The sequence below is a fragment of the Shewanella sp. WE21 genome, from assembly GCF_002966515.1.
Lineage (GTDB): Bacteria > Pseudomonadota > Gammaproteobacteria > Enterobacterales > Shewanellaceae > Shewanella > Shewanella oncorhynchi.
In genome coordinates this window covers 4,897,774-4,910,403 of record NZ_CP023019.1, presented here as the reverse complement: position 1 = coordinate 4,910,403, position 12,630 = coordinate 4,897,774, and the positions used below count along the sequence as shown (strand labels likewise).

Annotated in this window: 9 protein-coding genes; 4 read left to right on the top strand and 5 right to left on the bottom strand. The window is 47.4% G+C overall.

Annotation, left to right across the window (positions count from 1 at the left end):
* Positions 1-43: 43 nt before the first annotated feature.
* The 3 genes from CKQ84_RS21945 to pdsR all read right to left on the bottom strand — a co-directional run bounded on the left by CKQ84_RS21945 (position 44) and on the right by pdsR (position 4,419).
* Complete coding sequence (locus CKQ84_RS21945) at positions 44-1,243, bottom strand: cystathionine beta-lyase (RefSeq protein ID WP_105252748.1); 1,200 nt, start codon at positions 1,241-1,243, stop codon at positions 44-46.
* A gap of 230 nt (positions 1,244-1,473) precedes the next feature.
* Positions 1,474-3,633 carry a proteobacterial dedicated sortase system histidine kinase gene (pdsS, locus tag CKQ84_RS21940; protein WP_028760269.1) on the bottom strand — a complete coding sequence of 720 codons (2,160 nt, stop codon included), beginning with the start codon at positions 3,631-3,633 and terminating at the stop codon, positions 1,474-1,476.
* A gap of 93 nt (positions 3,634-3,726) precedes the next feature.
* On the bottom strand, positions 3,727-4,419 hold the full coding sequence (gene pdsR, locus CKQ84_RS21935) for a proteobacterial dedicated sortase system response regulator (protein WP_006081337.1): 693 nt from the start codon (positions 4,417-4,419) through the stop codon (positions 3,727-3,729).
* Positions 4,420-4,677: 258 nt separating this feature from the next.
* On the opposite strand from pdsR, the gene pdsO reads away from it, so the two are divergent.
* From pdsO to CKQ84_RS21920, 3 genes are all read left to right on the top strand, one after another.
* On the top strand, positions 4,678-5,508 hold the full coding sequence (gene pdsO / locus CKQ84_RS21930) for a sortase-associated OmpA-like protein PdsO (RefSeq protein WP_105252747.1): 831 nt from the start codon (positions 4,678-4,680) through the stop codon (positions 5,506-5,508).
* A gap of 87 nt (positions 5,509-5,595) precedes the next feature.
* Entirely contained in the window at positions 5,596-7,902 is a 2,307-nt protein-coding gene (locus tag CKQ84_RS21925; RefSeq protein ID WP_105252746.1) for a marine proteobacterial sortase target protein, read from the top strand.
* A gap of 10 nt (positions 7,903-7,912) precedes the next feature.
* Positions 7,913-8,620, top strand: a complete 708-nt coding sequence (locus CKQ84_RS21920) for a class GN sortase (RefSeq protein ID WP_105253135.1) — start codon at positions 7,913-7,915, stop codon at positions 8,618-8,620.
* Between the two features lie 105 nt (positions 8,621-8,725).
* Here the strand turns inward: CKQ84_RS21920 and CKQ84_RS21915 are convergent, their stop codons facing one another.
* On the bottom strand, positions 8,726-9,751 hold the full coding sequence (locus CKQ84_RS21915) for a GGDEF domain-containing protein (protein ID WP_028760265.1): 1,026 nt from the start codon (positions 9,749-9,751) through the stop codon (positions 8,726-8,728).
* Positions 9,752-9,960: 209 nt separating this feature from the next.
* Between CKQ84_RS21915 and CKQ84_RS21910 the strand changes: the two genes are divergently transcribed.
* Positions 9,961-11,583, top strand: a complete 1,623-nt coding sequence (locus CKQ84_RS21910) for a M28 family metallopeptidase (RefSeq protein ID WP_173913207.1) — start codon at positions 9,961-9,963, stop codon at positions 11,581-11,583.
* A gap of 139 nt (positions 11,584-11,722) precedes the next feature.
* On the opposite strand, the gene CKQ84_RS21905 is transcribed toward CKQ84_RS21910, so the two are convergent.
* On the bottom strand, positions 11,723-12,586 hold the full coding sequence (locus CKQ84_RS21905; protein WP_028760263.1) for a hypothetical protein: 864 nt from the start codon (positions 12,584-12,586) through the stop codon (positions 11,723-11,725).
* Positions 12,587-12,630: the final 44 nt, after the last annotated feature.

The window sequence follows — 12,630 nt, the reverse complement described above, 5'->3', positions numbered from 1 at the left end:
CCCCTTTTTTATATTCAGCTAGCACTTAGCACATTAAATATCGTTACTTAGCTTTGGCCGCCAATACAGCGTTAAAACGTTCAAACCCAGCACTGAGATCGGCGATTAAATCAGCGGGATCTTCTAAACCAATATGTAAACGGATCAAAGGTTTGCTCGCATCCCATTGAGTCGCTGAGCGGATTTTTTCAATACCGAAAATGCCGAGGATTAAACTCTCGTAGCCGCCCCAAGAAAAGCCCATCTTAAAGTGACTCATATTTTCAACCAGTGCGGTGACGGCATCGGCATCGCCCTGTTTTAAGATAAAGGAGAACAAGCCGTTGGAGGCACTAAAGTCGCGTTTAAAGAATTCGTGCCCAGGGCATGTCTCGAACGCGGGGTGACGCAGATGATCGACTTCTGGCCGGGTTTTCAACCAGTTGGCCACTTGCAGGGCATTTTTTTCATGTTGCGCCATACGCACGCCTAAGGTACGTAGGCCGCGGGCAGCAAGGTACACATCGTCTGGCGATGTGGTTTGTCCCATCAAATAACTGTGTTCACGTAATTGTGGCCAGTATTTTTCGTTGGCCGTGGCCGTGCCTATCATCACATCTGAGTGACCGACGATATATTTGGTCGCCGCTTGAATTGAGATATCTACACCCATTTCAAAGGGTTTGCTATTGATGGGCGAGGCCCAAGTGTTGTCCAGCATAGTGATCAACCCATGTTCGTGGGCGATGCGGCACAAGGTCGGTACATCTTGCACTTCCATGGTGATGGAGCCCGGAGACTCTAAAAACAGTACCTTAGTATTGGGGCGAATGAGGTCGCGAATGCCTGCGCCAATCAGCGGATCGTAGTAAGTGGTTTCGATACCAAAACCGCCGAGAATATGGGTGCACAGATCCCGCGTCGGCTCATACACGCTATCAACCATTAACAGGTGATCGCCCGTTTTTAAAAATGACAGTAGCGCCGCACTGATCGCCGCAGCGCCAGAAGGATACAGCGCCGTACCGACGCCGCCTTCTAGTTCGGCAATCGCAGCCTGAAAGGCAAAATGGGTTGGGGTGCCACGGCGGCCATAAAACATCTCGCCATTGGTTTTATTTTTCGCGGCGTGGCGCATTTCATCCATGGTTTCGAATACGATAGTCGAAGCGCGAAAGACGGGCGGATTGATCACGCCTTTGGTCCATTTTTTGTCTCGACCTAAGCTGACGATTTGGGTGGCTTGATGATGTTTATCTGTCATTGGATCATTACCTTGGCATTTAGGTTGAACGAAGAGGTTGAACAATTTGGGAGAATAATTGGCGATTTCTAATCGATTGTTATGGCGGTCATCTTAGCATCTGCCCGCATAAATGACAGGAGGCGCGTGATGAGTTTGGCTCATGTTATTGGCCTCCTGTATTTTAGCTGTTGAGATTATGACGCAGGGCTTAAAAGCTGTAACACGCTTAACTTAAAGGTCGTATGTTCTTAATTTAAAGGTAAGGTGACAAGGATATCCACGCCATTATGTTCGCTGCGATTACGGGCAAGGATTTGCCCTTGGTGGAACTCGGCGACCAATCGCGCGATATACAGACCTAAGCCTAGGTGGGGTTTATCTTGGGCTTGATTTATCCGCACCGACACCATGGAATCGAAAATCTGCTCCGACATATCAATGGGCAGTTCAGGCCCTAAGTTACTGATAAGCAGAGTTGCTTGCTTACCCACTTGGGTGAGCGTGACTTCGATAGCACTGTCTTTATGGCAAAACTCAATGGCGTTAGCGATAAGTTTGTCCATTAACTGGGCGATATATTCTGGCACACCTTGCATCATCAGTGGTTGTTCGGGCACTTTCACACTAAAGCCTTGTTCTGGATAGGTCATTTGATAACCTTGCATACAACCGCTGACCACTTGGGAGAGTGGGAACTTGGTGATATCGGCCTGCGTTAAACTCTGTTCTAAGCGTGTTGCCTCGCTCATGTTGTTTAAAATCATGCTTAAGCGGCTGACACCTTCTTGGGCGCGGTCGACATATTTTTGCGTGTCTTTATCTAAGGTTTGCAGGTTTAAATGCTCAAGGGATGATCGCACCACAGCCACGGGCGTGCGCAACTCATGGGACAGGCGCGACGACATGTTTTCTAGATAGTGAGTGTACTGACCCAGTCGTCCCACAATGCTAGAGAAGCTACGGGACAGATCGCCAATTTCATCCCGAGCTTTCGACGGTTTGAGGTGATTACGCACACGGCCTTGGCTGTCGATGGCGTTTTCGGCTTCATCGCGCAATTTACGAATGCGGTTAGAAATACTCGAGGCGAAGAAGAACAGCGCCAAGGTGCCCATACTCATTATGGTCAAAATCACGTTAAAGAGCTTTTCTAGCGCTCGGTTACGTAGAGTTCGAATTCCGTGGGTGGTTTCTTCGGCGACGACGGCACCCATCACATTGTTATCAATCCAAATGGGGCTCGCAGCGGCGAGTACCACAGCTTTGTTGTCTGGGGTTAACCGCCAAGTCGAACTTTGCTGACCCGCGAGGGCTTTTTGGATATGACTGCCGTCAAGCTCGGTGGAATCTTGTAAGGAATCAATAAAGTCTTTGGGCGGTTTTGTGAGAATTTTATAGTACAGCGGATGCAGATAATCACGCTTGAAGGTATCCCACAGCGCGGTGCTCTTTTCATCTTCTAAGGTGCGGGTCCATACACTGTCATTCGCGCGAATGTCGCCGGATTTTGCCAGTACGCGGCCGTGTTTATCGACCACCCAAATACGTGAGCTATAGTGGCTCATACCTTTGATAATACTTTCAATTTCCGGTGATGGTACCAGCACAGTGCCGAGATTGTCGACCGTATCTAAGGCCGAGGTGCCGACAACTGCAGCCACATCACGGTATTTGCTGTCGTTGACATCGGCAATGGCAAATCCGAGTTTGCTGCCGACCATGTCTAAGGGAATACGCAGCTCGACATTGTAGCCCACATCTGTCGTCGCCCATTGTCCTTGGATGCGCACCTCAGGTGTGACGGGTACAGTTTGCTTAGGATTAGCGGGTAATTCGAAGGCGCTGATCCAGCCGGGTTGAGTCGTGGCAACGATATAGCGTTTGAATTTATTGTCGGGCGCGAGTGTTGCAATCGAGAGATGATCGTTTCTATCGACACTTAGGGCATTTTTACCCCGCAGTACCACTGTTGGATCAATGACTTGAAAAAAAGCATACAGATAACCATCGTATTGTCCGACCATGTGGGTAAAGCTTAAGGTCAGGGGGGCGTTCGGATCGGCACGCATAATTTGGTGCGCCTCACCGTATTGGATAAATCTGTGCTGATATTCCTGCCATTCGTTGAGTTTGCCGTCGAGTAGAATCGCTCCCGCCAGTGGATAGGCGTATAGATCGCGGCTTTTTTCCACTTGCTTTAAAAAACTCGCTTGCCCATCGAACAATTTCGGCCGCTCGTGCAGCGCGGTGGCCAGTGCTTGAGTAGTGCCTTCTAAGGTGCGTTCTTGTCCGTGGCGAAGATACTTTTCCATTTCCCACACATATTGGTACCCCAGCCAAGGTAGGCAGAGCAAGAACAGGCTAAGGCCGATGACTTTAGTGCGTAGACCAAAGGGGAAACGTGTCATAAGTTAGGGATCAGCATTAATAGGTTTAAAAGTTCATTCATCCAAGGTTATCTGGTTCAACGCCGCGCGCTTAAAGGTTCGTTAAGCCATAGATCAGGCTAAGCTGTCCCAGCGATAACCCATACCATAGACAGTATCAATACAATCAAACTCTGGCGCGGTAGCGATAAACTTTTTGCGAATGCGTTTCACATGGGAGGTGATAGTGCTGTCATCGACAAAGATTTTAGCCTCTTGCATTAATTCATGGCGACTGCGTACATGGCCTGGATGTTTGGCTAACGCATGCACCATCCAAAATTCGGTCACGGTAAGCTCGATTGGTAACTGGTTCCAATAGACTTGCATGCGGTTGGCATCAATGGTCAGTGGGCCACGTTCGAGCAAGTTTTCCTGCGCCGTTTGGCTGGCCGCAAGTTCAGAACGTCGAAACAATGCGGCTAAGCGTGCGGTTAAATGGGGAAAACTCACTTCTTTACTCAAGTAATCATCGGCGCCTAAACGCAGGCCACACACAGTATCAAAGTCACTGTCACGGGCGGTTAAAAAGATGATCGGCAGCGTGCTCGACATGGCGCGCAATGACTGACATAGCATAAAGCCGCCATCAATTTCATTACCTAAGCCGATGTCGATAATGGCTAAATCTGGTAAACGGGTATTAAAGGCTAGCATGGCCGATGGTCTGTCGGCGTAGGTTTGCACGCTGTAACCGTGTTGTTGCAGCACGTCCTTGTAATTTTCGCGAATGGCCGCTTCATCTTCCACTATGGCGATACGCTTCATAGTGCCGTATTCCTATTGACTTGGGGGAGTAAGTTTTCGTGACTATACAGGATTTTACCCGAGAAAAAAGGCCACAAATGCAATTGCCATTTTGTTGCCACAATTGATAGTTGCATTGCCATTTTCCATCCCTGCTCATGCCATTCCACTTGTGTTTAATAGCCCCATTCAGTTTTGTACCCGTTTGACCTGATGTGGTGTTGAGTGGATTGCTTCAGGTACGAGTCCAAGCTCAGCTAATAATCAAAAAGGAATGAGATGATGAAAAAGACACTAATTAATCTATTGGTTTTGAGTTTATTAAGCGCACCTGTAGCCAATGTGTCGGCGCGGGTTTCACTGCAAAACCAAGTGATAGGACAAGACTTCACCCTAGAAAATGATGCCTATGCTAGCGGTATAGCGATGGATGACGAATACGCAAGCGAGGACGAACAACCGGAAGCCCTCATTGGCCTCGGTGGTGGAGCCTTAGTAGGGGCGTTAGTCGGTGGTCCAGTGGGGGCTATTATTGGTGCGTTCACAGGCACCTTAATTGGCAAATCAGTCAGCGATACAGACACACTGCACGTTCAGCAAAGACAGATCCATTTGCAAGAGTCCCAGTTATCCGAGTGGAGTGTAAAACAGCAAGCCGCCGAAAAACGGGCGAGCGAATATACCAAGGCGCAGCAAGAGCTGGATGAGTTGCTGTCAGCGCAACGTCAATTGCTCAGTGAACTCGCCTTGGGGCTTAGCGTACAGTTTCGTACCGGTTCCTCTGAGGTTGAATCGCATTTTTTGCCCCAATTAGATGATGTGGCTGAGGTGATGAATTTGTCACCAGAACTCAATCTTGAGCTGAAGGGTTATGCCGACCGCCGTGGTGATGAGAGTTACAACCAAGCCCTTTCTGAGCAGCGTCTACTGGAGGTGCGTGGCTACCTGATTAAGCAAGGCGTCACTGCCGAGCGTATGACCACTCAAGCCTTTGGTGCTTTATCGCCTTTGCAAGCCGACCAAGACAGAGAATCGGATGTGTTCGACCGCCGCGTGACATTAACACTACAGCCTCATTTGGCCTTGACGGCCAGGCATGCTGCTGACTAGCGGTCAATTTAAGTAGTCCATTTTACGTCGTTCATATTAACGACGACCAACATCAGTTCATATTTGTTAATAGAGGAAGCCTTTGTGATGATCACAGGGAAAAGGGTAAAAGAAGTGAGTGAAGCGGTAGCGGTATTGCTGATCAGCGCCGCCGTGTGTTGGGGTTTGCCCTTTGTGGCATTGGCTTCGCCTAATAGTACCGGCACATTGTCTGCGCCACAGAATATGGCTTCGGCATTGGTCGGGCAACATAACACAGAGTCACACATCATTAATTACGATGATATTACGCAGGGGCTGTTGCTTTATCGCCAGCCGAGCGGTGCGTGGGTGCCATCTTTGCCGCTTGATACACAAGTGTTGATGCAAGTCTCTGGCTTAAGTAATCGCGTGAGCGTGAAACAGGTTTTTCGCAACAACACTGAATTTGTGTTGAATGGGCAATATTTGTTCCCGCTGCCCAATGAGGCTGCGGTGGATTCGTTGCGATTACATATAGGCCAGAGAGTGATCGAAGGGCAAATTCATCCTAAGGCCGATGCCAAGCAGATTTTTGAGCAAGCGAAAGCTGAAGGCAAACGTGCCAGCTTAGTGAGCCAAGAGCGGCCTAATATGTTCACGACCGAAGTCGCAAACCTAGCACCTCAAGAGGAGCTGATTGTAGAAATCAGCTATCAGGAGACCATTAAATATGAAGATGGTTTGTTTAGTTTACGTTTTCCGCTGGTGGTCGCGCCCCGTTATATTCCGGGATTAACATCGGATTCAAGTGTAAGCGATTCACATGATCCTATGGCACAGGTGCGCCAATCAAGCCGAGTGACAAGTTCGCAGGTGTTTGATGCTGACCGGATTGTGGCACCAGTGCGGGACGGCGCCAGTGGACGCGATCCTGTGCTGAAGGCAGACATTCAAGTCTTACTCGCAAAGGGGGTTGATAAAGCGTCCATTGATAGTCCTTACCATGACATCAAACTCAAGCAAGACAACAGCGGCGCGGTCGATGTATCGCTGGCGCAACGTGTGCCCGCTAATCGGGATTTTGTGCTGCAATGGCGAGTACAGCAGGGCACGAGCCCAATGGCTTGGGTGTTTAATCAGCAAGGTAAAACCCATAAGCTCGATGGCGAAAATCTGTCTCAGGATACACTTGAGACAAATAAAACCAGCGGCGTAAATGATGATAATTACAGTCTCGTCATGGTGTTGCCTCCTAAGGTTGAAAAGAGTACTCAGCCGAGTTTGCCCCGTGAATTAATTTTAGTGATTGATACTTCGGGCTCTATGGCGGGGGATTCTATCGTTCAAGCTAAAAATGCACTGTTATACGCGTTAAAAGGACTGAAGCCGGAGGACAGTTTTAACATTATCGAATTTAACTCCAGTTTGTCTCAGTTCTCAGCAGTGCCATTACCGGCGACCTCGTCGAATTTGTCACGGGCCCGTCAATTTGTGAGCCGTTTACAGGCCGATGGTGGCACTGAAATGGCGTTGGCACTGGATGCTGCCTTGCCAAAATCCTTGGGCAGTGTATCGCTTGATGCAACGCAGCCTTTGCGCCAAGTGATCTTTATGACCGACGGCTCTGTGGGCAATGAACAAGCGTTATTTGATTTGATCCGTTATCAAATAGGTGAAAGCCGACTATTTACTGTCGGTATAGGTTCGGCGCCTAATTCTCACTTTATGCAAAGGGCGGCTGAACTCGGTCGTGGCACTTTTACCTATATTGGCAAAGTGGATGAAGTCGATGAGAAGATCAGCGCCTTACTGAGCAAAATTCAATATCCGGTGTTAACCGATATTCAAGTGCGTTTTGATGATGGCAGTGTGCCCGATTACTGGCCATCACCGATTGCTGATCTGTACCGCGGTGAGCCAGTGCTCGTGAGTTTAAAGCGCAGCGCCCGTGAGCCACAGGAGTTAGTGATTTCAGGACGGCAAGGGCATCAAAACTGGCAACAGTCGCTCTCGCTGCAGGATAACTCCGCAGGATTGATGACTCATCAAGGTGCGGGTTTAGATTTGCTGTGGGCGCGTAAACAGATTGGTGCATTGGAGTTGAGTAAAAATGGCGCGAATGATGACAAGGTCAAACAGCAAGTGATGGCCTTATCAATGAATTATCACTTAGTCAGCGCCTATACCAGCTTAGTGGCGGTGGACTTAACCCCAATTGATTCAACTGCAATGAGCCGTGATGCCGTGGTTCGTCAGCACTTGCCCTTAGGTTGGCAACCTTTTGGAGCCTTGCCGCAAACCTCGACGTCAAGCCGTTTGGATATGTTATTAGGTGCACTGACCTTGCTACTCGCTTTGATTCTTACGGGATCGATTGTTCGACAAAGACGGGAAGAGAAGGCGGCCTTGGTGGCACTTACCAGTGAACGATGAGTTAAGCGCGATGAGCAAAAGCAGAACACAGCGATTTTTAGTGGTGGGATTATTTGTAATTGGTGCAACATTGTTAGGAAAGGGACTCTATATGCAAGCTAAAGCACACTTTGCCCAGTATTTGATTGAACAGGCGTGGACTAAAACCTTGGCTGATGGTCAATCCCATAAGCCTTGGTCATGGGCGGATACCTATCCCGTGGCAAAGCTGTCCATTTATCGTGAACAAGCGGCGGCTAATAGCGATATTGAAGCCGAGCTTAATGACAGTTTATATGTGTTGGCGGGGGCTTCTGGGCGCAATTTGGCCTTTGGCCCAAGTTTAGTATTGTCCAGTGCGCCAGCGGGGCAAAAGGGCAATACTGTGATTGCCGGTCACAGGGACACGCATTTTGCGATCCTCAATGGCATGGCGGTGGGGCGCCGATTATCGCTGCAGACGCTTAAGGGGAATCACATTATTTATGAAGTAGTGGCGACTCAGGTCGTACATGAAACTGAAACGCAGTTTATGGCGCCATCCGATGATAATCGCTTAACGTTAATTACGTGTTATCCCTTCGATTCACTTCAAGGTGGTGCTGAACTGCGGTTTGTGGTGCAGGCGATACCCGTCGAAAATGAGTCGATGGAAACACACGGTACGAATGTATCCGTTTCAATAGGGAGTGGCGTGCAAGGGAATATTGGAACTGTTTCTCGCAGTTTCAAACATTAATCTGAAATCGAATTTAAATCCTTCATGTAGCTTTCAAAAAAATGCTCCTTTGTTAATCATCTTAGCCTGAAGCTGAATTATCGGCTTCAGGCTAAGTTATAACCATCAGTTACTGATAGGCAGCACACGATTTCGTCCTAAGCGTTTGGCTTCATAAAGTAATTTGTCTGCCGCTTCAATCAATTGCATACCCGTTTGTTTTTCTTGCCATTGGGCGACGCCAAAGGAAGCACTGATATTATTGATGCGTTCGTCTTTGCGTCTGTCTTTTAAACTGAGTTTTTCGAGTCCACGGCGCATAGCTTCGGCCAGTTGCCTTGCGATACGTAGCTGACTTTTAGGGACAATAATCGCAAATTCTTCACCGCCAAATCGATACAGTTTTGTGCCATCGCGGCAGGATTCCTGTAGCCGTTTCGCCACGGCGCGTAACACTTGGTCGCCGAGCTGGTGGCCATAGGTGTCGTTAAACACTTTAAAATGGTCGATATCGGCCAAGATCACACAAGTGCCTAAGGGGGCTTGGGCTATCATTCCTGCAAAATCAGTGTCAAAGGCGCGGCGATTAAAGCAGCCCGTCAGTGCATCGTAGAGAACGTCTTTTTCTGTTTGTTCAAGTTTTTTCTTTAGTGCGTCTATTTCGGTTTGAGCCTTCTGCAGCTGACCGGTAAAGAACTCTGTGCTCGAGCGAATATTGTCCGACTCTTTCACTAAGCTGCGGACCAGATCGAGTACTTGTTCGACGCTAAAGCCTTCGTCTTCGATGCGGTTGAGCTTTTCAAAATTACTTTCGATACGTGACTGGAAGTCATTGGCATCTAGATTGGTATCTTTGAGTGATTGGGAAAGCTCAGTCACCATAGCATCCAGATTTTGGCGCATTTCTCTGACATCGAGCTCAACTGGGTCGGCAACATATTGGCGATACAAGATTTCGCTACTGACTGGAGGGCAAGTGTTGTATTGGGCAATAACAGTATCGAGTTGTTGATTTAACTCGGGATTTTGTTCACCAACATAAGTGTACCAAAGCGCATAGTTAACTGGGGTGGTCGGAATTTTATGTTTGAGCATCAGAGGCACTGCTTTTTTGAGGTTCAGTGCAGCGGCTTGTAATAACTCTAGCGACATATTGTTACCTTACTCAATGAAAATACACGGATATTTTAAAATTTCGCTATTTTTTATTCTGTTGCAGTCAGATTTAGGTCAACGATAAGAATATCGGTCAGATGGAGACATGATTACCGTTTACTCTTGGATGCAGCGACTCCGTTTGCGCTAAGACTTCCATCATAAATTAAAGATGATATGGTAAAGTCTATCCTTAAAACCAAATAATGATAATAACTTGGGAGAAAGTTGTGAAAAATTTAATCATAACCACAAGTCTGTTGGCCACTATTTCATTACCTGTCTTTGCTGAAACGGCATTTGTGAAAAGTCTCGATCTCGTGCAATACCGAACCGATGTGAAAACCTTAGCGAGCGATGCTTTTGGGGGACGCGCGCCCTTATCTGAAGGTGAGACGTTAACTTTAGACTATTTAGTGACAGCATTTAAAGATATGGGTCTCAAACCCGGATTTGGCGATAGCTATTTACAGGCGGTTCCTTTGGCGCAAATTAGTGCCGATCAAAACATGCAGCTTGATATCGGCGGACTTAAATTTGCCAATGGCAGTGAATTTACCGCAAGAACCCAAAGAATCGCTGACACCGTGAGCCTGAATAAAAGCGATGTGGTATTTGTTGGCTATGGTATCAATGCACCCGAATATGGCTGGAATGATTATCAAGGGTTAGATGTAAAAGGCAAAACGGTCATCGTACTCGTGAATGACCCCGGCTTTGCGACCCAAGATCCAACAATATTTAAAGGCAATGCTATGACCTATTATGGTCGCTGGACTTATAAATATGAGGAAGCGGCGCGTCAAGGCGCTGAGGCCGTGTTTATTGTTCACGAAACAGCGCCTGCCGCCTATGGCTGGGGTGTGGTGCAAAACTCCAACACAGGGACTAAGTTTACTCTGGTCGATGCCAATAATAACCAAGGTCAAGTGGGCGTGATGGGCTGGGTTCAGCACGAAACCGCACAAAAAATCTTTGCCAAAGCGGGATTGGATTTTGATACCTTAAAACAGCAAGCAGCCAAGCCAAACTTTAAGGCTATCCCACTTAAGCTGAGCGCGCAGCTCACGTTAAACAATAAAATTGAACGCGCCGAGTCCCATAACGTCGCGGCCTTACTGCCCGGTAAAACGCGCCCCGAGGAAGTGGTGATGATGCATGCCCATTGGGATCACCTTGGCACTGTGATTGAAGACGGTAAGTCAGAGATTTTAAACGGTGCGGTCGATAATGCCAGCGGTGTGGCGGGGGTTTTAGCGTTAGCGCGTTACTTCAAACAGCAAGCTAGCACGGCGCCACTGGATCGCTCGGTGCTCTTCAGTGCCTTTACTGCAGAAGAAACGGGTCTGATTGGTGCACAGCATTTTGCTCAGCATCCCAATGTGCCAACCAAAAATATCGTCGCCTTTTTAAATATCGATGGCATGAATGTAAATAAAGGCGTGGATTACATTTTGCGCTATGGGGAAGGGGTATCTGAGTTGGAGCAATACTTAGATAAAGCCGCCAAAGCCCAAGACCGTTCGGTAAAAGCGGATCCAAGACCACAGAATGGATTGATGTTTAGATCAGACCATTTTGCGCTGGCCCAGCAAGGTGTACCAGGATTGTTATTTATGAGTCTTGGGGATACAGATCCTGACTATATTGCGCATAAATATCACCAAGGAGCCGATGATTATGATCCAAATTGGACGTTGGAGGGCGTGAGTCAAGACCTAGACTTGATCGCCAGTATGATAACCACCTTAGCGAATGGTTCAGATTGGCCCCATTGGCTTGAATCATCAGACTTTAAAGCCAAACGTGAGCAGGATGGCCGTAAATAGGGTTAATGGGTTGGATCATGAGGGCGCCCAGTAGGCGCCCTTACTTTTTAGCACTAATTTGGGCTAGGGTTCGGGCAACTGTTTGAGCGAGAATGGGGGGTTAATACAATATGGGAAGAGATTTTTTATAGCATTAAAATTAAAAGGAATAGCTGATAGAAAGCATAGGGCCAATAAAATTGTAATAGATGTTGTAATCGGCGATTTGAGTATCTTTATTCGGCGAATTTTGGGCGATATCAACGTCAACTTTATAGTAGTTATAGGCCACGCTCATTCGCCAGTTTGGGGTGATTTGTGCATTAACCCCCACTTTAATATCAACCAGTTCGCCTTTGACATCATTGAGTTTGATATAGAAATACTGTGCATGGCTGGTGATTTGCCAACCGGGAACAAATTCATACTGACCATATATGCCAATGTCGGGCAGTGGCGCAGTGACATTTTCGTCAACAATGCGCGGAATTGCTTGGCTACCGCAGACATTATTGAGTAATTCCGATGAAGCGCAAACACCAATCACCCCTTCAAAACCTGTCTTGATAAACATAGTATGTAAACCAAGTGATAGACCGACATCATAGTTACTGCCTTGAAATACATCATAGCCATAGCCGAAGCGCAGTACATCAATGTTTAAGGTTGAATTTAGATTACCGCCTGCTTTGATATCGTAAATGGTGTCGTTAATCTCGAGCTGGAAGGGTTTGGTTAAGGCTTGGGTTTCGGCGTTACGATGAAGCTGTTTCCAGTCTAGGTAGATATTGTGCCGTTCGTTAAAGTGATAATTTAACTCGATAAAGGGTAAAAATTCGTTTTCTGCAAGTTGTAGATCGGACTCATAATCTAAGGTGAAATTATTACCCGAAATAGGGTTAGTGACTTCCATATTGGTGTCTGATTGCGAATAAAAGCCGCCTAACTGAATAGTAAAATCATCGGCTTGCACTTGAGTGCTGAGCAGTGACGCTATGATTAGGGGTAATAGGCGTATCGACATGTTAAGGAGTGACTCCTGCATTATTCTTATTATGTTTAGCGATA